General features: G+C 56.7%; 18 protein-coding genes and 1 tRNA gene. 5 read left to right on the forward strand and 14 right to left on the reverse strand.

Annotation, left to right across the window (positions count from 1 at the left end; all coding sequences use genetic code 11):
* Nucleotides 1–37 precede the first annotated feature (37 nt).
* The 10 genes from recD to ABYV26_RS04430 all read right to left on the reverse strand — a co-directional run bounded on the left by recD (nucleotide 38) and on the right by ABYV26_RS04430 (nucleotide 13,355).
* Nucleotides 38–1,990: an exodeoxyribonuclease V subunit alpha gene (gene recD, locus ABYV26_RS04385; RefSeq protein ID WP_372678523.1), complete on the reverse strand. Its 1,953-nt coding sequence runs from the start codon at nucleotides 1,988–1,990 to the stop codon at nucleotides 38–40.
* Nucleotides 1,990–5,640 carry a UvrD-helicase domain-containing protein gene (locus ABYV26_RS04390; protein WP_372678525.1) on the reverse strand — a complete coding sequence of 1,217 codons (3,651 nt, stop codon included), beginning with the start codon at nucleotides 5,638–5,640 and terminating at the stop codon, nucleotides 1,990–1,992. Before ABYV26_RS04390 ends, recD begins: the two co-directional genes overlap by 1 nt.
* A complete protein-coding gene (locus tag ABYV26_RS04395; RefSeq protein ID WP_372678527.1) occupies nucleotides 5,637–9,218 on the reverse strand; it encodes an exodeoxyribonuclease V subunit gamma in 3,582 nt (1,193 codons plus the stop codon). The genes ABYV26_RS04390 and ABYV26_RS04395 overlap by 4 nt, the downstream gene beginning before the upstream one ends.
* A gap of 256 nt (nucleotides 9,219–9,474) precedes the next feature.
* A complete protein-coding gene (locus ABYV26_RS04400; protein ID WP_372678529.1) occupies nucleotides 9,475–9,663 on the reverse strand; it encodes a hypothetical protein in 189 nt (62 codons plus the stop codon).
* A 305-nt stretch (nucleotides 9,664–9,968) separates the two neighbouring features.
* Nucleotides 9,969–10,388, reverse strand: a complete 420-nt coding sequence (locus ABYV26_RS04405; RefSeq protein ID WP_372678531.1) for a hypothetical protein — start codon at nucleotides 10,386–10,388, stop codon at nucleotides 9,969–9,971.
* A 91-nt stretch (nucleotides 10,389–10,479) separates the two neighbouring features.
* Nucleotides 10,480–10,935: a hypothetical protein gene (locus ABYV26_RS04410; protein WP_372678533.1), complete on the reverse strand. Its 456-nt coding sequence runs from the start codon at nucleotides 10,933–10,935 to the stop codon at nucleotides 10,480–10,482.
* Nucleotides 10,925–11,425 (reverse strand): anti-sigma factor, encoded by a 501-nt coding sequence (locus ABYV26_RS04415; RefSeq protein ID WP_372678535.1) that lies wholly within the window; start codon nucleotides 11,423–11,425, stop codon nucleotides 10,925–10,927. Before ABYV26_RS04415 ends, ABYV26_RS04410 begins: the two co-directional genes overlap by 11 nt.
* Nucleotides 11,422–11,994 carry a sigma-70 family RNA polymerase sigma factor gene (locus tag ABYV26_RS04420; RefSeq protein ID WP_372678537.1) on the reverse strand — a complete coding sequence of 191 codons (573 nt, stop codon included), beginning with the start codon at nucleotides 11,992–11,994 and terminating at the stop codon, nucleotides 11,422–11,424. Before ABYV26_RS04420 ends, ABYV26_RS04415 begins: the two co-directional genes overlap by 4 nt.
* 207 nt (nucleotides 11,995–12,201) lie before the next feature.
* Complete coding sequence (locus ABYV26_RS04425) at nucleotides 12,202–12,858, reverse strand: OmpA family protein (protein ID WP_372678539.1); 657 nt, start codon at nucleotides 12,856–12,858, stop codon at nucleotides 12,202–12,204.
* A 206-nt stretch (nucleotides 12,859–13,064) separates the two neighbouring features.
* Nucleotides 13,065–13,355, reverse strand: coding sequence for a hypothetical protein (locus ABYV26_RS04430; RefSeq protein WP_372678541.1), 291 nt, complete (start codon nucleotides 13,353–13,355; stop codon nucleotides 13,065–13,067).
* A 333-nt stretch (nucleotides 13,356–13,688) separates the two neighbouring features.
* Between ABYV26_RS04430 and ABYV26_RS04435 the strand changes: the two genes are divergently transcribed.
* Entirely contained in the window at nucleotides 13,689–15,221 is a 1,533-nt protein-coding gene (locus ABYV26_RS04435) for a hypothetical protein (RefSeq protein WP_372678543.1), read from the forward strand.
* A gap of 6 nt (nucleotides 15,222–15,227) precedes the next feature.
* Here ABYV26_RS04435 and ABYV26_RS04440 read toward each other — a convergent pair whose 3' ends face one another.
* The 3 genes from ABYV26_RS04440 to ABYV26_RS04450 form a co-directional block, all read right to left on the reverse strand.
* Entirely contained in the window at nucleotides 15,228–16,304 is a 1,077-nt protein-coding gene (locus ABYV26_RS04440; protein ID WP_372678545.1) for a 3-deoxy-7-phosphoheptulonate synthase, read from the reverse strand.
* Nucleotides 16,305–16,390: 86 nt separating this feature from the next.
* A tRNA-Leu gene (locus ABYV26_RS04445) sits at nucleotides 16,391–16,478 on the reverse strand.
* An 88-nt stretch (nucleotides 16,479–16,566) separates the two neighbouring features.
* Nucleotides 16,567–17,280, reverse strand: a complete 714-nt coding sequence (locus tag ABYV26_RS04450) for a potassium transporter (protein WP_372678547.1) — start codon at nucleotides 17,278–17,280, stop codon at nucleotides 16,567–16,569.
* Here ABYV26_RS04450 and ABYV26_RS04455 point away from each other — a divergent pair.
* Genes ABYV26_RS04455 through ABYV26_RS04470 form a run of 4 tightly spaced genes read left to right on the forward strand, consistent with a single transcriptional unit; the run spans nucleotide 17,279 to nucleotide 21,045 of the window.
* The gene (locus ABYV26_RS04455) at nucleotides 17,279–17,920 is read left to right on the forward strand and encodes a nucleoside triphosphate pyrophosphatase (protein ID WP_372678549.1); all 642 of its coding nucleotides are present in this window, start codon (nucleotides 17,279–17,281) and stop codon (nucleotides 17,918–17,920) included. The two genes, ABYV26_RS04450 and ABYV26_RS04455, sit on opposite strands and share 2 nt — an antisense overlap.
* The gene (locus tag ABYV26_RS04460) at nucleotides 17,917–18,600 is read left to right on the forward strand and encodes a YggS family pyridoxal phosphate-dependent enzyme (protein ID WP_372678551.1); all 684 of its coding nucleotides are present in this window, start codon (nucleotides 17,917–17,919) and stop codon (nucleotides 18,598–18,600) included. The genes ABYV26_RS04455 and ABYV26_RS04460 overlap by 4 nt, the downstream gene beginning before the upstream one ends.
* Nucleotides 18,597–19,178, forward strand: coding sequence for an epoxyqueuosine reductase QueH (locus ABYV26_RS04465; protein WP_372678553.1), 582 nt, complete (start codon nucleotides 18,597–18,599; stop codon nucleotides 19,176–19,178). Before ABYV26_RS04460 ends, ABYV26_RS04465 begins: the two co-directional genes overlap by 4 nt.
* Nucleotides 19,179–19,203: 25 nt before the next feature.
* Nucleotides 19,204–21,045, forward strand: a complete 1,842-nt coding sequence (locus ABYV26_RS04470; RefSeq protein ID WP_372678555.1) for a M48 family metalloprotease — start codon at nucleotides 19,204–19,206, stop codon at nucleotides 21,043–21,045.
* A 157-nt stretch (nucleotides 21,046–21,202) separates the two neighbouring features.
* Here the strand turns inward: ABYV26_RS04470 and ABYV26_RS04475 are convergent.
* The coding region (locus tag ABYV26_RS04475; RefSeq protein WP_372678557.1) for a GspE/PulE family protein at nucleotides 21,203–22,815 on the reverse strand (1,613 nt) is incomplete at its 5' end.

The following is a 22,815-nucleotide window of genomic DNA, read 5'->3' on the forward strand; positions in this document are numbered from 1 at the left end:
GTAAAAGTTTATCCACGGCTTGTCAACGGGCGGATGTTTAATTCAACCCTGACTGGCGCTGTATTTTTCGTTTTAGGGCGGTTTGAAATGCCGCTACCGTCCCGTAGACAATCAAACGCCGGGAGGCGCGTGTGGCGGCTGTATAGACGACTTCCCGCGTCAGCAGCCGATGATCCGCATCTTCGGGCAGCACCAGCAGGGTATCGTCAAATTCAGACCCCTGGCTCTTGTGAACGGTCATGGCAAAGGCCAGATCCCAGTCGGTCAGTCCCGGGGCGGGAAAGGCCACAATCCCGCCGGCACGCTGGAAGTAGACCTGAACCATGCCGTCAGAATGACGCATGACCAGCCCCACATCCCCGTTGAACAGGTCCCGGGTGTAATCGTTGCGGGTAATCATGATCAATGCGCCGCTGAACAGACGATCGTCAGGGTTGCCGTCTGGATCGAGGATCTGTCTCAAACGGGTTGCAATGCGGTGGTTGACCCACTGTGAACCGGTGCGGCCATGGCGCAGTACGGTCAGTATTCGACATTGGTAGGCAAATGCGAAAAGCCGGTTGAGCAGATCCGTCCGGTATTCACCGTCCACGGATGCCGGCGAATCCATCCGTCGAACCATCTGTTGCACAAGATCCCGGTAACTATGCCCTTGTTGGTTTTTTTGCCGCTCATACTGGTGTGCGACCCACCGGTCCAGATGGTTTTCCATCGCCTCCCCGTCTCCGGCGGCTACAAATGCCCACCGCCTGGCCGCTAATGTCAGGGCCTGATCGAAGCCGATGGGTTCGAGGGATAACGGACGGCCGGCGTTGATGGCCTGCGCCAGCTCCAGCAGTTGGCCGGACGAACGGTAGACATGGCGCAGTTCCACAAAATGACTGGCGAATGTGCCGCCGGCTGCCGGACTCATGTCGGCCAGCACCGAGCCCGCCTCTACCGAAGGCAGTTGATCCTTGTCCCCGATCAGAATCACCCGTGTTCGGTTCGGCTCGATGGCCTGGAAGAGCCGGTCCATCATCACCACATCAACCATGGAGACCTCATCAACGACAATCACGTCGGCCGGGATGTAGCGCCGCTCGCCGAATACGAATCCACCGGTACGACTGCGGTAAACCAGGAGTTTGTGCAAGGTGGAACCGCGCAGACGGCTCAGCTGCAGGTCGCCACGCTCAGGTTCGGCGATGGTGGCCAGATTGGATATCAATGTTTCGGTCATTCGCTGGGCGGCGCGGCCCGTGGGGGCCGCCAGCATGATCCGTGAGGGGTCCGTGCCGGTTCGAACCAGGGCCCTGAGAATATTGACCAACAATGACGTCTTCCCGGTACCCGGCCCGCCGGAGACGATCAGCAGGGGGGAGGACAAGGCCGCCCGAATGGCCTCGACTTGAATAGGATCCTTGATGATCGGCGTTCCGTCGACGCCTTGGCGAATAACCGCCGCTGCGCCATACAATTGATCAGTCACTGCCTGTATGGATTCGTCGGTCGGTGGGGGGTCCCCGTCCAGCCTTGACAAGGATTTTAATCGCTGTTTCAGTCGCTGTTCGTGATAGTGAAATTTCTGAAAATAGAGCAGTCGTCGGCCGGTCGTGCCGTCCAGCACCAACGGCTTGAAGTCACCGCTGCCGGTCCGGTCGATCAACGTGTCGTAGCATCCGTCATCGAGCCGATCCATAAACCCGTTGACTATTTTGCGTACAGCCGGGTCGTCGGTTGGCAGAACGGATGGTTTAAGCTGATCCGTGTCCAGAGCCAGACACAGACTGCCTTCGGCCAGGGCCGAAAACATCAACCCCAGCATGCCGACGAGACCTTCATCGACAGGTGTGGGGCCATACTGCGACAGATCCCGAATGGTCATCAGGTCCAGGTCCGAAAGTCCCAGGTCGGCGAACAGGCCGGGCAGGCCGTCCGTAGGCGTGTGACCCGCATCGATGCCGAAGCGCCTGAGCCTGCCGCGTTGGATCTCTTTTTGATTGTCCATTATCGTAGACCGGGGATCTTTTTCTGTATGGTTTTCTCAAGGGCTTCCAGGGGAAGCAGTTGATCGGGGGTCACGTGATAAACACCGTTTCGTTCACCGGTTCCCATGCCCCGGATGAAAAGGTAGAGGGCGCCACCGAAATGATGTCGCGCGTCAAAGCCTTCCCCGACGTATCGTTTGAGCCATCTCAAGGTGGCGATCGTGTAAAGCTGGTACTGAAGTTGATAGCCGGCCCGGGTTATTTCTTCGGCCATGGCGGATTGCGCATATCCGTCTGCCAACCGGTTGGACTTCCAGTCGGCGATGTAATAGCGCCCCTGCCACAAAAAGACCAAGTCGATGAATCCACGGATCACCATTTCGCCACAGGGATCACCGGACAGGGGGCACCCCGGCACCCGTATCCGTTTCGGCAGCGGTCCCATCAGAGGAAAATAAAATTCGATTTCGTGCCGCCGATGGTCCGGCCCGATGCGGCCCAGGATCAGCGGCGGTCCATCGATATCGATTGGCATTCTCAAAGTCGCGGAAACCATTCGGGCAACTGGCGGCGCCCACACCGGATCGATCCGAAAAAGCGCCAGCGCCGATTCAATGGCAAGGCGCGCGCCATCATCGGTCAGGATGTCCGCCGGACCGTTCATCACCGTCTGGAAATCGATGTGTTCGAATATGTAGTGGAACATGGACCCCATGCGGGTGCCACCGGGAAGCCCATCAGAAAGGTCGGAATCCATGGCTTCGGGGAGCCTGATCGGAAAAGGCTCATCTTCCTCCCGCCATCCCGCGTCGATCAGAATAAAATCGACTGCCCGGCCACCGGCATCACGAGACTGAACCAGCCGGTGGCCGATGCTGGAAAAAGATTCCAGGGAAAGCTTTCGAGGCCTGAAATCGATCTGCGCCGGCAGCAGCCCGCCGGCTTCCATCGGCAGGCGCACTTCCCGGCGGTCGTTGCGAGTGGGCGTGGAGCCATATGCGCCAACTGCATGGAGACTAACTTGATGCCACCCCTGGCCGGGCGTCGGTGCGTCCCCGGCATCTGAAAACAACTGGCCGATGCTGTGGGAGACAAACCGGCAGATGGGCCCGCGCCAGCTGTAATTCCTGCTGTCGGGAAAAAAAGGAACGTAAAGCTTGAATCGTGAACGAGTAAGTGCAACATAATACAAGCGTTTATTTTCGTCCTCCTTTTCTTTTTCCGCTTGTGCTTTTCCGCTACTGGCCGTCAAGTCAATCACTTTCCGGCAGGCTTGTTGGGGATGCGCTGGATCCTCGGCATGATACACGTGAAGACCGCCGTCATTGCGGACGGTCAGGCCGCCGGCGATGAAAACCACCGGGAATTCCAATCCCTTGCTGACATGCATGGTCAGGATCTGGACCTTGTCCCCCTCGTCCTCGATCTGGTGAATGTCATCGTCGGATCCGGCACCCCTGTCGGAAAGACGCAGGCTGTCCAGCAAGGCAACCAGCCCGCCCATGTCCAGGTTCTTCGTGTAGGCCGTTGCCTCCAGATAATCGAAGAGCTGTTGAAAATTGGTTTCGGTGCGATCCCAAGCCGGATCTGCGCAGTGCCGGAGGTTCAGTCCTGAATCCTCCACAAGGGACTGAAACAGCGGACCCCAACGTCTGCTGACGGCGTGGGTATGCCAGCGCTCCAGCAGCTGCTGGCTGGCATGGTTGGCCGGCAATTCCCGCCATGATAGCAGATCCGCCGGAGCCACATCGAAAAAGGGCGTCAGCAACGCCAGTCTGACGACGGCGGACTGTTGCGGGCTGCAGACCGCTCGAAGCACCATGCTCAACCAGTGGGATTCCCGGCATTGGAACAGGCCCGGTTTGCGGTAGTAGGCATACGGAATGGACGATTCCCTCAGCAGGGGTTCGATCAGGTTGAACTCTGACTGGCTTCTCACCAGAATGGCGATATCACCGAAATGAAGGGCTCGCTCCTTACCATCCCGACCGGGGATCCGGATCCCCCCCTGCCCCACGAGGTAGCCAATTTCCCTGCAAACAAAGCGGGCCAGGAGTGTTTTGGCCGTCGCATGGCTCGTCGCCGCGGTCAGGTCAATAACATTGAACGGGGGTCGTTTTGAGCGATCGCAGCTCATTACGGCAGGCAGTTGATCGGGCTCCGGCGAGTCTGACGGCAGGTAACCGATCTCGAAAGGGTTGGTCTGGTCACGCTCGCCGAACCAGGCGTCGTGGGAAAAAAGCCGGTTGAAGCGCTCCACCAGGCTGGGCAAGCTGCGCCAGTTCACCCTCAGGTCATAGAGATTGGCCCGTCCTTGTCCGGCCAGGGCTTTCATCCGCTGCCGGGCGGCCAGATAAGTGAACACGTCGGCCCCGCGGAAGCCATAAATGGATTGCTTGGGGTCGCCGATCAGAAAAAGCCGGTGGGCCGGCGGATCATCCTGGCGCTGAAGGAACAGGGTACTGAAAATCCGCCACTGCACGTCATCGGTGTCCTGGAACTCATCCACGAAAGCCACCCGATAGCGGTCCCGGATTTTGCGGATGCCGTCTTCTGCACCCTCGCCTGCCAGAAAATCGGCCACACGGGTCAACATATCCTGGTAGCTGAGCCACCCGTTGCGCACTTTCATGGCCCGGGCATCTGCCCGCAATTGTTGAACCGAGTCCAGCATCAGCACATGAGAAAGGTGTGAAAACAGACCGACCAGCGCTTCCAATTGGCGGGTGATCGCAACCAGATGGGGGCATTCATGCAGGTTTTCCCCGGCTTTCAACCATTTTTGGGGAACCAGACGGTCGATGTTCCGCTCAACGGCGGTATGTCGCGCGCCGAGGGTTGCAACAACCCCCACGACTTCGGATAGTGGGCAGGTCTCGGCATCCACCCGATCCAGAGCCTGTTCAATGGGAGCAATCATGTCCCGGATGACGGCGTTTCTGGTCCGCGCGTTGATGTTGAGTCGGCCATACCCGTCCGAGAATCGTGGCGGGGGCCCGACCATTTGCTTGAGCGTGAGAACCGCCTGCCGAGCCGCCTGCCACAGGTCGTCAACATCCAACTCGGCGGGATCCGGAACCAGTATGTCGCGGTCCCGATCATCAGAAAGCCGGTCGGCCAGGTTGACCGCGGCCCGGATGAATTCATCCGGACTGGCCGAAAAGCTGGACAGTGCCAGCAGCACGTCGAATCGCCGCCCATATCGACCCGGCCAGTCCGAACGCATCTGCACCCGGAGCAGTTTCTCCAGCAGCGGACCGTCGTCGATCACCTCCTGCCGGAACAGGTTTCCGGTCTCGAAGGGAAATTCCTTCAGCAGCGTATGGCAGAATCCATGGATCGTATAGATGGCGGCATTGTCAAACCCTTCCAGGGTCTGCGCCAGCTTGCTTTGAACGGCCGGTTCCAGCCGCTGATCGCCGTCCAGGGTCTGCTCGATTTTTTGGCGGATGCGCTGCTTCAGTTCACTGGTGGCCTTCTCAGTAAAGGTCACCAGCAGGATATGCGCCAGATCCAGATCCGGTTCTTCCTTCAACAGGCGAACCACCAGGTTCTCGATGGTATAGGTCTTTCCCGTACCGGCAGAGGCTTCTACCAAGGCATGGCGGGAAATATCCATCGCGTCGATGTCGTGGATAGGGTGAAAAGCGATGGGTGATGAAACGGTCATGGCAAAAACACCCTGAATCGCCGCCTGGCCCGGTCCAGGATGTCGGTCGTCACCACCGCGCCGGTCAGTTCGCTTCGCACGTCTTCAGCCGCCTGCATGGTTGCAGACAGGGATTCGAAAAATGCCTCCCGGTCGACGTCTTCCACCCGATCCTGTCCAATATAGGCTCGCATGCCGGGGTCGCCGACAATCGTCTCGAAAGGCAGCCACACCGGGGGCGGCGGTGAAAAGAAGTCGCCGACCAGTCCGGCCAGATAGTCTGTGGATCGCTTCGGGTCCACCGTATAGTCGAGATTCAACACATGTTCACGGTAGACCACATGCACGGTCATGCGGTTGGTGTCAGACCAGGGACAGGGCTCGCCGCCGGCGGCGATGGCCAAGAGGGTGAGCAAGGGACCGATCGCATATTTGTCCGCAAATCTGGATCGTCGATTGGAACCGGTGACCACCAGGCAGTGCCAGGCACCATCGATTGCCTGCCAGACCCACGGCATGCCGCCGCTAAGGTGGATGGACGCCGCAGCACCGCGGACGCCCGTACCCGGGCGATCGATCGAAACCGGATTAAAACTGAGCTGATCCCCGCCGGTGTCGACAACATCGTCCATGACCGCCCCGACCCATACGGCGGAAAAGAGACAATGGGCCGTTCGCATCTGTTCGACGAACGGATCGAGCTTTTCCCCGACAGCCAGTACCTGCTGTTTTAATTTGGATTTGTCGTGAACGGCAAAAGCGCCGGCCGGCAGCCTGCTTTTGCGGAACAGATCCGCATAGACCGACTCGAATTCGGTCTCCAGACGGGCCATCGACGGCTGGCTGAATGAACCATTGAGCTGGGCCGCCAGCCAGCTTTGTAACGGGGCGGTGCGGATTTCAAAATCAACGGGAAATGAGGACGACAGGGGCTCATCCTCCCGCTCAGCCAGTTCGGCCGTTGGATCGATCTGTTCGCCGATTCCCAGGTGGTATCGCCCGACAGCCTCGACCGGGTCAAGCAGAAAGCGTCGAAGCAGGCCGATGGTCAGGGAAACGGCCTCGTCAGGCGCTGGATCCAGTGGAGGGTCCGGGAATGCGAAGTCCGGGCAGTAACGCGCGGTGGTCTTTACGTCTAAAGGCGTTGCCTGGTCCATGAATGCAGGCCACCATCCGCTTCGGCGATAGCAGCTGAGCCGTTGGACAAGGCTGCGGTTGACCATCACATCTGACCAGTCGTTGATCGCCTCCGGTTCAAGGTAAGCCGCGCTATCCGCCTTGATGGGGATCTGGCTGACCTTGAAGGGTTGTCCTCCCAACACCTGCTGCTCCAGATATCGCTGCAGCTGAAGGACCACTGAACAAGGCGCCAGGTCGCGGTCCTTTTGAAGATCCCGTGATACATAACTCAGGTATAGCTTGTCGTGAACGGACAAGAGGATTTCCAGGAACAGATAACGATTGCGTTCGGCAGGGTTGATGTCGCCGATGCGGCGCTTTCTGCCCCGTAAATCCAGCAGACTGTCGTGCACGCGACCTGGAAAGCGACCCTCTTCCAGCCCCAGCACATAGACCACGCGAAACGGAATGGGTCGCATGGGCATCAGCGCGGAAACGGTCACCCCGCCGGTGAGATAGTCACCCTGTCCACCGGAAATTCCTTCCAGGTGAGACTGCACGAACAGCCACAACGCCTCGGCCGTCAGCGGCCGGCCGGGTTCGATCCGACCCAGTGCATCGTAATCGACGAAATGGTCGAAGGCACCGGACAGGGATTGAAAGACCGCTTCCTCCCCGCGCATCTCCGCAGAGATCTCGATGAATTGGTCGACCACCTTGAAAAAGGCGTCACGCCACTGCTGCGCCGAGGCCGAGGCCATCCTGAGGGACCCCACGGCCTGGTGCAGCGATTCCACGAGCAGGCAGAATTTTTCGATGAGCCGGTCGTCTCCCGTGTTGATATCGCTAAAAGGCACGACCCCCTCGAAATGGGGTCGGGGAGCACCGGCAGCCGTGGCCGGCGGCGTCATGATGCGGGAGATCCGAATCCGCTCCAATCCCTGGCGCCAGGAAAAGAGCCCCCCAGAAGGGGTCAACCCGGCGGGGGCGGCCTTGTTTTCATAACCGTGGAAGATGCCCAGCGCCTCGGCCCAGCCGATCCAGACACGCAGCGCTTCCGGCCCGTAGCCCCATCGCTGCATGACGCATGGGTTACGCAAAAGGGCGAACACCTCCTTTCTGGAAAAGGTGCCGCGGGACAGGTCCATCATCGCCAGCACCGCCTGGGCGAAAATGCTTTCCATCCGGGCGCTCGAATCCACCAGGTTGTAGGTGATCCGGGCCGGCTGCCGGCTGAACACCGAGTCAACAACGGGTTTATACCGTGACATGTCGGAAACCATCACGGCGATGTCCGTCATGCACAGATCCGGATTCGTTTCCAGGTTGTACAAGATATTGTTGTATACGGTTTCCACCTCCCGCCTCAGGCCAGGGCAGGCCGCAATCTGAAGCGAGGTGTCCTGTGCCAGCGTCGCCGGGCTTTGGCGCTGTTCCTCGAGGGTCAGCAGCCCATGCCCGATGGCGGCAAGCACGGTATTCGGTTGAGGGATTTCTATGAAACCGGCATGAAAGTCATAATCGGTAAGCTGGCAAAGCAGGCGGATGCTCTCACGGCCTGGTTTTCCCCAGGCGGACAGCAGCGCATGGTCGACTGGCGAAAACAGGTCGCCGGCCGACCATTCCTCCTGGCTGAGTTTCAGGCTGCTGACCTGCTTCCGTTCGATCCATCTTTTCTCAAAGGGTGTCTTGACGTCCTCCCAATATTCACGGGATGGGTTGAGGCTGTATATACGAATGTCGAAAAAGGGTTCGAGCTGGGACAGCAGTTGCAGATGCAACGGGGATATCTGCGACAGCCCGAAAAAATGAACCCGTGAAAGCAGGCGACGGTCACTGGTTTTTCCCACAGCCGCCGGGAGAAGGATGTCTCGGGCATATTCGGCCACAGAGCGCAGCGGCTGGCCGGTCGACCGTTCCAGCTGATCCTTCAGGGAACACATCGTCCGATAAACCCAGCGCTGGCAGATTTCCATGGCATCGCCACGCTGGGCGTCGGACAGCCATCGCTGGACCATGTCCGACCGGTGGTATTCATATTCCTGAAACAGCCGGGCCAGCTCCTCGGAGAGCTGCCAGCATCGGATTTCGATATCACTGCGCGCGTTGCCCGCGGTCAATTGAAGATAGGTGTTGAGGGGCGTCAGTTCCGGTATTTCCCGATCCTGGGCCATGAGGATGAAAAACAGGATGATTTTCAGGCCGTCTTTGTCCATCAATTGGGGACCGGGGCCCGGGGTGGGGTCAATAGACCGGATCATCTTCCACAGTCCGGTTTCCAGGTACTGAAACTCGACGTTCATGAAAATGCCGGTTTTGCGGGCAAGGGTGAGTTTGATCCACTTGGAGAGGTTCATGTTGGGAACGATCACCACCGGTGGGTCCAGGATATTGCCTTGGATGCTTACCGGAGCGAGGTTTTCGTGAAGCTTGTGCGCCAGCGACATCAACTGATTACTGAAATAAAGGTCTACACCCATGGGTCGAATCTTCCGAGTAACCGATCTGCATGAGTAGGCAGCGAACGTAGAAAAAAAGGGCAGACCTGCCTTTAACTATCAGGGCAGGCCGTTTTTTGCAATTTTCATTTACGCGGGAACATCACCGACGATGCTTAAATGGGGAATAGGGTTTATGCGGGTTTTATTCGGGGATAGCCGGCCACTAAGGACCCGGGGGCCTTGATCATTTTTGCTGGCCATCGGCTTTTTTTCACGCCTGCGCGATGGCAGGCGATCAATCATTCATCATGTCCGTGACCACTTCCGTCACGATATCCTCGCAGTAATCATCTCCGATCAGGTCGACCTGACCGCTTTCCTTGTTGTATTTGATGCGGCACCCATATTCCTGAACCATGCTGTTGGTAATCTTGGCCACGACCTCCAGGTTTTTGTTTTCTTTTTTTATGGCAAACGGTTTCATTTAGACAGGCCTCCAACCTGCACTGATCCTGATTGACGTTTTATTGTCGAGCGCATCGGTTTCCGTTTATCTTCTGTTCAGGGTTTAGCACGAGTCATGCCACTGTTGCGAGGTTTTATAATCATCCGATTCTAATAGAAATTCAATCAGAACCGAATTCAGTCCGCCGTCAAAACGGAGAAAATGGCGAATTCGTTGTGACATTTTTTTCTTATTTTCCCAACGCGCCTTCCATTCAATTAAACCAATCCCCCTGGGGGTATTTCATCCTTCGGGGGATTTTTTTAAGGCATGCCGGGCCCGCTCTAATAGGGGCCGCGATTGTCGGCGACCCAAACCCGTTCTTGGGTCCAGTGGCCACTTGAGGTTTCCACCGCTAGCCAGTGTCCCGACACCCAGTGACCCTTTCGATTGTAGTGCCCCGGATTCCAGACCCTTTCGTAGGTAGGGGGAACCCAGGTTTTCTGCCACGCCCAGTGACCGTGCCGGTGCTTATGGGCATCGTGGGGACGATAGGTCTGTTCAGGTTCGACATACACCACCTGCGGCTGCGGTCCGGCCTTGTGAGTCTGGTAAATGGCATGGCCCAGGATCGCCGCTCCCACCCCGATGGCGACCCCTTCCCATCGATGTCTCTGTTTGCTTCCCGCCATCGCGGATGAAGATACCAGCGCATTGGCGAACACGGCGATGACCAGACTGATGAGCAGCGTTTTCGTTTTCATGATGGATCTCCTTTTGCGTTGTCGTTACTCCAGCAGACACCGCAAATTAAAATAAGTTCAACCGGATGGGAATTAAATCGTGCCGGGGTGCTTAATACGCACTGGAAATTTTGAAGATGAGATTGCCGTTCTGGTAGGCGGGGCCACCAACGAACAGGCTCCCCCGGTTGAGCAGTTGGACCTGGGTTTCAAAAACGGTCCGCTTTTGCTTCATCATCTGTAAAGCGATGTCAGCCCTGCTGCCATGGATTCTCCGGGGCGTGATCTTCAGTCGGCGATCACCAGGCAGAGACACCATGCCCGACTGGCCCAATCTGAGGTTGAGGCTTTCGCTGCTCAGCAGGCGGTAGGAGGTGTAATTGAACATAGATTGCAATTCACCGATGTGCCGTTTGAGTTGCGGATCAACTACGCTGTCATTGCGCGCGGCAAGGATGGTATCCACGCTGATACGGCAGTTCTCTTGGGCCAACGGGGATTCAACAGCGCCAAAACACCAGATGGTCACGACCGCCAGCAGCAGCACACAGCGGAATCTATACTGCATTGGGTTCATTTTCCACGTCTGTCTCTTCAGTATACCAAAGGATGGTTTGCCGGGTTTTCGGCGTTTCAAAAATCATAACAGATGACATCGATCCTGTAAAAGAGTTTATAATTGCACTGGGCACGGGCGGCGGCTTCAGCACCGTATGGGAAAAGGCGAAAAAGAGCACCAATCCCGCCATGACGGTTGCCGGGATGGTATATTTCAACGACGCGATAAACATGGAGCGGCCACCACGTGAAGGATATCGCTTAAGGGCTTGGTTCAGCACCTCTTTTTCAAGGGCCACAAAATCTACTGAATCCGCAGCCTGGTGGACCCGGTCGCGAAGATGATGTGAAAAAGCCCGGAGGGCGGCAACCTGGCCGTGGCACCGCCGGCACCCGGCGACATGGGTCTCCACCTGCGCTATTTCAGCGTTGTCCAGGTCACCGTCCAAATAGCGGTCCAGCATGCTTTCATCACAAACGCTTGAAATAGGATCGGTCATTCTTGCTCCTCCACCAGCGGCTGAAGGATCTCTCTGAGCCGCTGACGTGCATGAAACAGACGGGATCGCACGGTTCCCAGTTTGATCCCGACGGCATCGGCAATCTCCTCGTAAGAGAGGCCTTCCAGTTCCCTGAGCACAAAAACGGTTCGGGCTTGATCCGGAAGCATTTTCAGGGCCCTGTCGATCTGCTGACGGGTTTGCACGTCGGCCATATGCATCTCCGGTGAGGGCGAATCGCTTTCAAGCTCAGCTGGCGGCGGCCCATCGGCGCTGTCGGTGGAGACGTGCATCCATTTGAATCGACGGGCCCAGCGCCGCTTCCAATTGAGTGACCGGTTGACGGTAATGCGGTGCAGCCAGGTGGCCAGCGACGCATCCCCTCTGAAATCGCCGATGGTTCGATAAACCTGCAAAAAAACCTCCTGCATAATGTCCTGGCTCTCCTCGGCGTCTAAGGTGATTCCGAAAGCGATGGAAAAAATCTTTTTGCGAAACCGGCGGACCATCAGCTGAAAGGCCCATTCGTCGCCCCGCTGCAGCCGCAGGATCAGCTCTTTGTCGTGCACAATTCTGTTATGTATGGTTGTAGACACCGGTCAGAAAAAAAAGTTCAATATTTTTTAGGTTTTATGGCGGCGGCGGGAACCGGCGTCATGGTGGGCATCGGCAACTGGAGCGACCCAAAGGAGCAGCACGATCAGGCCGATAGGGTTCAGGCATCCAGCGAGACTGAATCGTCGATCTAAAGAAACATCGACACTGGATTGTCCGCATCATCCCTGGGCATTGGGATTGATGCGGATTTCCACTCGCCGGTTCATCTGGCGCCCTTCCGGTGTGGCATTGGTGACCACCGGACGGCTCTTTCCATATCCGATGGTAGTGATACGATATTCCTGAACGCCTCGCCTCGCCAAGAGGTTTTTGACGCTGGCGGCACGACGTTCGGAAAGCTGCTGATTGTAGGCTTCTGAACCGGTACCGTCCGTGTGGCCTTCCACCAGGATCGAGGTTTGGGGATATTTGATCATGATCTGGGCGATTCGGTCCAATTCATTGTACAAGCCGGGTCTGACAACATCGGAATCCCGATCGAAGCTGACGTCCCCTGTCAGGGTAATGGCCAACAGCTCCCCTTCCCGCCTCACGGCCGCGGCATCCGACGCAGCCAGCGCCTCGCGCATTTCCGCTTCCTGCTTGTCCATCATTTTGCCGACGCCTGCACCGGCGGCAGCACCCACCGCGGCTCCGGCCGCTGCACCAACGATGGTCCCCTTTGTGTCGCGACCGATGGCCTGTCCCAGCACGGCGCCGGCCACCGCACCGCCGGCGGCACCATAGGCGGCCCCCTTGCCTGTTTTGGTCTCGGGTGCGGCACAGCCACTTAGCACGAACATGCCCATCAAAGTGATCAGGATCAATTTCTTCATTGTTGCGATGTCCTCCCTCTCTCGTCAGAAATCTGTATGGATCACCCAAAAAAAAGAAAAGCATTCCCGCTTGCCCAGCGGACGCTAATGTATGTCAGGATTGCACGGATGTCTAAGCTTTTTTTACCGACGATCCGGGGCAGCCATTCTGCAAATGCCCCGGATCGTCAATAACAAGCCAACTCCTGGCTTGGTTGGCACAGGTTTTAATGGGTGCGCTTAGTATCTCCGTGCGCCGTGACCGCGATGATTGCGCCTTCGGGCATCGTTATGTCCCCGGTCATGGGATTCCCATTTCCCGTGATGTCCATGGCCGCGCCCGTCACCATGGCGGCCATGGCTTCTAAATCGGTGTCCACGGTCATAGGTGTGCCAATGCCTATCACTGCCGCTGCGATGCGGCTTCCCGTATCCACGATGCCTTGACGGGTGCCGGTGGTTTTCCCGGTAGTTGAATGAAAACGCCACCGGTGGTCCACTATGATATCCGTATGCATGGTGGTTGATCAGCGCACTGCCGATGATCGCCGCACCGACGCCGATGGCGACGCCTTCCCAACGATGTTGCTGTTTGGAACCTGCCCAGACCGAGGTGGATATCATACCCAGACTCAACACGGCTGCAACCGCAATGATCAGCTTTTTCGTCATTTTCATTTCCAACCTCCTTTGTGATGGTTGAAGCGATAGACACCAGCGGCTGTGAAAAGTTCATTTCTTTTTGAAAAGGGATCGCTTGCCCAGGGAATGGTTATTCCAGCCGACCCGCCGATCTTTCCTTTGACAATCATGCGGCGGTGGTGCAGGTTTGCCTCTGAAGGATCGATACCATGAAGAAAAATATGCAGAAAAATGAGTCTGCCGCGCATGCATCCCCATTTGCATCCACGCCATTGATCTTCATCCTGATGCTGTGGACGCTCCTGTACACCGGTTGTGCCTCCTGGCCGGCGCCCACCCGATCGGCCCATGTCGGCGGAACCGGCCCCTTGGGCAGCTGTGCCGATTTTTTCGCATCCCTCGACGGGCTTGCCGCAGCTGCTGATGCCGTAGATCCCGGTTATAGCCGCGTCAAGCGACATCCCTATTTGAGAACAGACCGCTTCCTGGCTTCATTTCAAGAGGATGTTAAAGACGACCACACATTTACCGCCTGGGTCGGCCACATGCAGGCACTGGATCAATCGGCCCGCCTGTTCGAACTGGCCAATCTGTCGGACGCGGATATCGCTGCCATGCATCCGTCGGACGGCAGGGATGCATTGTATCGCAAGGTCGTAGCATGTGGGAATCGGCTTAAAAACGACGACTTGTTGCACGGCGGAATAAAAGCGCGGCGGCACATGGCTGTTTCCGTGAAGGGCGAATACATTCCGCTTCGACAGGTCTTGGGACTATACCCGCTCACGCGTGTCTTCGTGTCACGAGGGGTTAAAAAATGGCATGCCGAGGCGCGAGAAGGCTTTTCCACAGCACCTCCGGCCGACTGGCAGCCCGTGCGATATGTTCCTGCCACAGACCCTGACGCTGGGATGGCACATCGACTCATCCGCGTTCGCGAACGCGATGCGCTGGGCATTCCCATCTATTCCGCCCGGGACCGTCGTGCGCTCTTTAAGGGTTATGCCCCGATCTGGGAAATCCAGCAACAAAGCGATGCCGACCGAATCGGTTCACCGGTCTGGAATGCCAAGGGCCGCATCGAGGTCGATACGGACAGACCCCGAACCTTCACCCTTCTATCGTTTTCCCGATTCGGCAAAACCATTCTCACCCAGCTCAACTACATCATCTGGTTTCCCGCCCGTCCCCGTGGCGGCGTATTCGACCTCTACGCCGGGCGGCTTGACGGGCTCAATTATCGCGTCACCGTGGATGAAGACGGGAGTCCGATCCTTTACGAAACCATGCATAACTGCGGCTGCTACTACAAGGCCTATCCCACCCGTCGTCTGCAGGTTCGTGAATCGACGGATTACCAGGAGGCGCCGTTGATTTTGAAGGCGCCGGAAATGAGGCCGGCATTGGAAATGATGGTCGTGGGCATGGCGCATCGAACCCACTATGTCAGGACCCTCTACACGGTATCCCGGGGCGTTGAAGACGAAGCCGGTGCCTACACGCTGGCCGATTATGGCGAATTGAAACGGCTTCCGCAGGTGGACGGCGGGTCAAAGAGCATGTTCGACCGATATGGATTGGTACCCGGCAGTCAGCGGCTGGAGCGCTTTTTCCTCTGGCCGACCGGTGTGCTTTCTCCTGGCGCCATGCGCCAGTGGGGCAGACATGCCGTGGCCTTTGTCGGGGAACGCCATTTTGACGATCCCTTTTACCTGGACAAGATGTTCGTTGCCAGGCCCTGATCGGGTTCATAATTGTCGATGGGCCGTAAGGATGATGTCCTCCGTCTCCTCCCATCCGATACACGCATCCGTTATGGAAACAAACGGGTTGAGGTCTTCTTTGCGGGTCTGCCCGTATACGAAAGGCTGCTTGCCCGCTTCCACATTGCTCTCCAGCATCATTCCCCGGATGGCTGTGTTGGGCTTGATGTGAATGCCATTGGTATGGCCGACTCTCTGAATCAACACATGATTGAAGACCTCAGCCTGCCTGCGGAAGTCCTTGCCGCTATTTTTATGCGAGCAATCCACAATGAGGGCTTGAAGCAGCGAGGGATGTTTGGACAGCATGCTGCAGGCATCGCCGATGCTGACCGGGTCGTAGTTGGGCCGCTTGCCGCCCCGCAGGACGATGTGGCAATATCGGTTGCCCGCTGAAAAGACCCGTGAAGTCACTCCATAGGGGTCATTTCCAACGAACACCTGAGCGGAGGAGGCCGCCAGGAGCGCATTGATGGCCGTATTCAAATTTCCATCGGTACCGTTTTTAAAGCCCACCGGCATCGAAAAGGCGCTGGCCCATTCCCGGTGGTTTTGGGATTCAGTGGTTCGGGCGCCGATGCAGGCCCAGGAAATCAGACCGGAAAGGCGTTCAGCAGCCGTTTGGCTCAGTATTTCCGTTCCTGCGGCGACGCCCATCTCATTCAACCCCATCAATATCCTTCTGGCCGTTCTCAAGCCTTCATCGAAATCGAAGGTCTTCTTATCGATATGCGGATCGGAGATGAGCCCCTTGAACCCCACGTTGGTCCTCGGTTTTTCGAAATAGACCCGCATGACCAATTTGATGGTCTTTTTGACCTTTTCCTGCAGTCCGGCCAGCCGTTCGCCGTATGTCAAGGCTTGCCGCTGGCTGATAATGGAACAGGGTCCGGTGATGATCAACAGCCGGCTGTCCTTGCCATCAAGGATGTCTTTAATGTCCTGACGACTATCGAGAACCGTCTGGGTCGCTTTTTCAGTCATCGGAAATTCTTCCCGAAGCTGGTCCGGCGTGATAATGGTCGTTCTTTTAAGGACATTTAAATCGTAGGTTTTTTGCATTTCTGGCTCTCTGTTTTAAACGGATACAACCACGGTTTCAAAAAAAACAAAGGGCCGGCCAGTTTTGGCTAACCCATCGTTTTAAGTGGTGCCTAGGGCCGGAATCGAACCGGCACGGCCTATAAGACCGAGGGATTTTAAGTCCCTTGCGTCTACCAATTCCGCCACCCAGGCAATCGCTGTCTTTTGGTGCGGGACCTGTGCTTTGAATGATTCAGGCTGGTGGGCCAGCTATTAACGGGTATCCCACGAAATGTCAAGATCATGGCTCAGGGTTGACCGGCGAAACCTCCTTTCTTTTTACGCGCATGAAATCCACCACACCATGACAGCGGCAGGCCGTAGCGATCATCATCGGTCGATGGCTGTGAATGCAAACGGTGTCCCATGCGGACATTAGATCTGCGGGTAAAATACCACCTACGCCGGGCAGCAGTTGATGACTGCGAATGACGACTGGCCGGACATCGTCAAGATCCAATTTACCCAACAAGCGGAAAAGATCCATGGGCCTGGGTTTGCCGGTGTGGGTGCATATCTTCGCCGGCTCAGGGCAGTTGTCCGGACAGATGAAATCGGCATGGCTGACAAAGGCTTGCCCGGCTGTCCCCCGTATGGCATGAGGCAATCGAGTTAACCAGGAATCCGGTATATGTAATGGTTCAATGTGAAATAAATGCTTTAGGTTAAGTTTCAACCATTCAGCCGCTACATGAATAGGAATGGCCGGTATGATCAGGTCAACCGGGGCATTGGGAACGAGCGCGCGATGGAGCCATGCGATGCCGTTTTCGCGGACCGTTGGGATATCCTTTCCATCCATGGTGGACGGTTTTTGATCCACCACGGTAATTGTCGCCTCGGGAAAATACCGGGTGATCCGCCGCACAGCGATCCGACCGAACCGGCCTGCGCCAATGATCCAGAAGCGGGCGGCGTTTACGGGGATGTCCCTTTGATCCTTGTTATTGTGCATGGCATTTGATAAACACGGTCGAATGACGGCAACAGCCCCCCCACTGATCCTGGCATCCCAGTCCCCGCGACGTCGCTACCTGCTCGAACAGGCCGGGTTGACCTTTGCGGTGATCCCCTCGGATTTCGATGAAGGTTCGGTCCTGTTAGCAAACCCTGCGGACTATGTCAAAACCCTGGCCGAAGCCAAAGCCGGCGAGGTTGCTCGTAAATATCCGGACAGTTGGGTAATCGGCGCGGATACGATCGTCACCATCGGCAACGCCATTCTCGGCAAGCCCGGCGATCCGCGTGAAGCCAGGCAGATGCTTGAACGGTTGAGTGGCCAGTCCCATTTTGTGTATACCGGATATTCAATCGTCTGTAAAAACAAACACACCCGCGTCAGCGATGCAATCAAAACGGATGTGCAATTCAAGGATTTGACCCAGGACGAAATAGACTGGTATATCCAGACCGGCGAACCCTTTGACAAAGCCGGCGCATACGCCATCCAGGGGATGGGAACCTTCCTGGTTCGGCGTATCCATGGATCCTACACCAATGTGGTGGGGCTTCCCGTGTGTGAGGTGATCGAGAGCTTGATCAAAATGGGGGTCGTGAGGATGAATGCCGAAAACCCGAAAGGACTGGCGGTGTGAAGGATCGTCTGGACCGGATCAACAAGCGAATCGCCGACGCGGCAACCGGCTGCGGCCGTATTCCCGAAACCATCCGCCTGGTCGCGGTAAGCAAAACCGTCGATGCCGAGCGGGTGGCCGAAGCCATCGACGCCGGTGTTGCGATTGTGGGTGAAAATTACATTCAGGAAGCCCGGGACAAGTTCAACACCCTGTATGGACGACCCGTGCAATGGCACTTCATCGGCCACTTGCAATCCAACAAAGCCAAATACGCCGTGCGCATGTTTGACCTGATCCATTCGGTGGAATCCCTCAAGCTGGCCACGGCGCTGGACAAAGAAGCGCGTAAAAACAACAAGGTGCAGGAGATTCTCATCCAGGTGAATATCAGCCGGGAGGAAACCAAATCAGGCATCGCTGAGACCGGCGCCGTTGAACTGATCAAGCAGATCAGCCGTCTCGACAACCTGCGCGTCAAGGGGCTGATGACCATGCCGCCCTTTTTCGATGCACCGGAGCAGGCCCGTCCGTTTTTCCGCCAGTTGTCCCGGCTGCGGAACCGGATCGTCGAGCATAACATCCCCGGTGTGAGCATGCAGGAGTTGTCCATGGGTATGACCGGTGATTTCGAGGTGGCCATCGAAGAAGGTGCCACCCTGGTGCGAATCGGCACCGCCATTTTCGGAGCTCGCCCATGAAGCTGTTGGTGCACATCTGCTGCGGCCCTTGCAGCATCTATCCGGTACAGGTGCTGCGCGATGACCATTGCGAGGTCATGGGTTTTTTCTATCGCAACAATATCCACCCCTTTACCGAATGCATGCGGCGCGAGGAAACCCTGAAAACCTATGCGGAATCCATCGCCCTGAAAATGATTTTCCAACCCGGCTATGCACTGGAAGCATTTTTACGCCAGGTGGCCTTCCGGGAAGCCGACCGCTGCACCTACTGCTACCACGACCGCCTGGCCACCACGGCCAAATTCGCCAAAAAAGGCAGATTCGACGGATTTACCACCACGCTGCTTTACAGTCGGTTTCAAAAACATGATCAGATCCGATCGATCGGAGAAGCCGTGGGCAAATCGGTGGGCGTGCCTTTTTTCTATCGGGATTTCCGGGACGGTTGGAAAACCGGCATCGACGAATCCCGTCGGTTGGGCATGTATCGCCAGCCTTACTGCGGTTGCATCTACTCCGAAAAAGAACGCTACTACCGCAAAGCTGACAAAAACAACCCGGCAACCGATGGCGATACGGGCCCAACAACCCCCTGACACCGGTTTTAAGGCGACTGACACCATGTTCGGAAATTTTATTTTTTTCATCGTCGCCCTGCTCGTCTATACGACCTACCAGCCATCGGAGCAGACCAACTTCGCGCCCCTGGACACGCTGATTTACTTTTTTTCACTGATCCTGATCTTTTTCATTTTTTCCAGGCGCCAGTTTACGCGGATTGCCCATAGGTCCGCCACCCACCGCCACGATGTGCTGGACCAGCAGTTTTCCTCCGCGCTGACCCGCCAGTCCGTCCTGGCCATCGCCCTGTTCGCCGTGGACATTTATGGCCTCAACCTCTCTTCTTTTTTCACCGGCATCTGGCTGTTCGAAGCGATCCCCACCTTTCAGGCCTTGGTGTTCATGGCCCTTTTCGTCGGCTACCTGGCAATGGTCTGGTCCAACGCCCACGTGGCTTACCGGCACATCTATGGGACCGGCCTCACCCGCCAGGCCTACGTGGCATCCAACATCGCCTTCAGTGTGCCCGTGTTGCTGCCCTGGCTGCTGCTTTCCGGCATTGCCGACCTGATTCTGGCCCTGCCCTTCGACCTGCCCCGTGAGTTGCTGCGGTCTCCCGAGGGCGAAACGGCCTATTTTCTTTTTTTTCTGTTTGCCGTGGCTGTGATCGGCCCGCTGATCATTCAGAAATTCTGGCGCTGCCGCCCCCTTGAAGCCGGTTATCACCGCCAGCGCATCGAAGCCCTGTGCCGACGGGCCGAGCTTAAATATGCGGATATCATGTACTGGCCGATCTTTGGCGGCCGCATGATCACTGCCGGGGTGATGGGGCTGGTGAGCCGCTTCCGCTATATCCTGGTCACCGAGGCCCTGCTTCACATCCTGAGTACCGAGGAGGTAGATGCCGTCATCGCCCATGAAATCGGCCATGTAAAAAAGCATCATCTGCTGTTCTATCTCTTTTTCTTTATCGGTTACATGGTCATCGCCTATGCCACCTTCGACCTGATCGTCTACCTGATCATCTTTTCCGAACCCATCTATCGCTTCGTGTTCATGACCGGCATCAGCCGAACCACGGTCACCACGGGGCTGCTCAGCCTGGCGATCATATTCAATTTCCTGGTCTATTTTCGCTTTATTTTCGGTTATTTCATGCGCAACTTCGAACGCCAGGCGGATGCCTCGGTGTACGCGCTGTTTGCCAGTGCGTCTCCGTTGATTTCCACCTTTGAAAAAATAGTCGCCGCCTCCGGCCATTCTCCGGACAAACCCAACTGGCACCATTTCAGCATCGGTCAGCGGGTTGATTTTTTAAACCGCTGCGAGGCGGACCGCACCTGGGTTCGACGTCACGATCGCAAGGTAAGGGTCAGCATCGCCATCTATGTGGCGGCAATGGTGGTGGTGGGTGTTGCCGGCTATCAGCTCAATTTTGGTCAAACCGGCAAGCAGCTTAACGAGAAGTTTTTTGAAACGGCTGTTTTGAACGAGATTTCACGAAGCGGTGGCGGCAATGCGGCCCTTTACGGGATGCTGGGAGATCTGTATCTCGGCCGCAGCAGCTTCAGTCAGGCGGTGACAGCTTACCGGGCCGCCCTCGACCTCGATCCGCACAGCGCCATCGTACTGAATAACTATGCGTGGCTGCTGGCGACCTGCGAAGATCCGGCCTATCGAAACGCCGAACAGGCACTGGAACTGGCGCGCAAGGCCGCCGCCATCGAACCGTCTCCTTACATTTTAGACACCCTGGCCGAAAGCCTATACGTCAACGGCCGCATCGCCGAAGCCGTCGATGCGGCCACCAGCGCCCTGGCCCAGGCCAAAACCAACCGCGCCTACTACCACGGGCAGCTGGAAAAATTCCAAGCTGCCCGTGACAATCCCATCATTGAGTAACATTCAGTGTTTTCAGTTTCTTTTTACAAAGGGTAGCTTGAGGTTCAGATCAAGGCCGCAGGGTTTTCGAAACCGCAGGCGTAGCCGCGCTACGTCGAGGATTGCGGAAACCCGAGAACGCAGAGCTGGGCCTCGAGATGCCGTTTGTACAAAGAAACTACTTGATGCAGACCTTCCTCACCTCCAACAAATCACAATGCCCCTGAAAAACCTTGTCGATGCCGTCCTGCTTCAGGGTGGTCATGCCGTCAAAAATAGCCTGCCCACGGATTTTTGCCATTTCGGCCTTGGTCTGGATCAGCTTTTTCATATCATCGGTACCCATCAGCAGTTCATGGATGCCCATGCGGCCGCGATAACCGGTGTTGTTGCACAAGTCGCACCCTTCCGGCTTAGCCAGCTTCAAGTCGTCGGTATAGGGGATGTTCAAATTTTTCTCGAACTCTTCTTCCCCGTATTCTCGGACCAGTTCGTCGTATTCCTCCCGACTCGGGTGATAATTGCGTTTGCAGGTTTTGCAAAGGGTCCTGACGAGCCGCTGGGCCAGGATGCACAGAATGGCATCGGCAAAGTTGAAGGGATCCATGCCCATGTCCAGCAAACGGGTAATACTTTCCGGCGCGCTGTTGGTGTGCAGGGTGGAAAAGACCAGGTGGCCGGTCAGTGAGGCTTCGATGCCTATGGAGGTCGTCTCCTTGTCACGCATTTCACCCACCATGATCACGTCGGGGTCGGCACGCAGAAAGGCCCGCATGGCCGCAGCAAAATCGAACCCGATTTTGGGTTTCACCTGCACTTGACGAAGCCCGCGCTGGGTGATTTCGACCGGGTCCTCCGCGGTCCAAATCTTGGTTTCGGTCTTGTTGATAAAACTCAGGGCCGAATGCAAGGTGGTTGTTTTTCCGGAGCCGGTAGGCCCGCAGACAAAGATCAGCCCATAGGGTTTGGTTATCACGCTGATAAAGTTTTTGTAGTTGGTTTTGGAAAAACCCATTTTTTCCAGGGGGATCGGCTCGCCGGCGGCCAGGAGGCGCATGACCACGTCCTCCAGCCCACCCTGGGTGGGTATGGTGGCCACACGCAGTTCGATGTCTTTGCCGCCGTATTTTTTAAATTTGATCTTGCCGTCCTGGGGCAGCCGCCGTTCGGCGATGTCCAGGTCGGACATGATTTTGATTCGGGAGACCACTGCGGCTTTGTATGAAAAGGGAATGGTCTGATAGATCGTGCACGAACCATCCACCCGGATACGAACCTGGGTATTCTGCTTGCCCGGGTAGGGTTCGATATGGATATCCGACGCTCCGCGGCTGTGGGCGTCCAGGATGATCTTGTTGACCAGCTGGACCACGGCGCTGTCCTCATCGCCGATGCTCGCTTCGGCCTCTTCCACCTCCTCGGACTCCACCTGGAGTTGGGAGAGGATGTCGTCGATCTCCGCCAGCTCTTTTTCGTCCTGGGTGAACAGTTTGATGAAATCGAGGATGTCCTGTTTGAGGCTGACGTAAAAGCTGACCGGGCGCCCAGGAAACAAGGCCTTGATCTCGTCGATTTTTTTCAGGTCGTGCGGATTGTCTACGGCGATGACGACCTTGTTGCCGTCAGACTTCAGGGGCACCCAGATGTTGTTTCTCATGAAGGGCACCTTCAGGCCCGTCATGAGGTCCCCGGGGATCGGGTAGCCTGAGTTGTATTCGATGAAGCTGGTCTTGTAGTATTTTTCCAGCGCGTTGCCGATCTCTTTTTTGGGGATCTTGAAATCCTTCATCA

Origin of the sequence: Desulfosarcina sp. (assembly GCF_041551955.1) — a bacterium.
Classification (GTDB): Bacteria; Desulfobacterota; Desulfobacteria; order Desulfobacterales; family Desulfosarcinaceae; genus Desulfosarcina.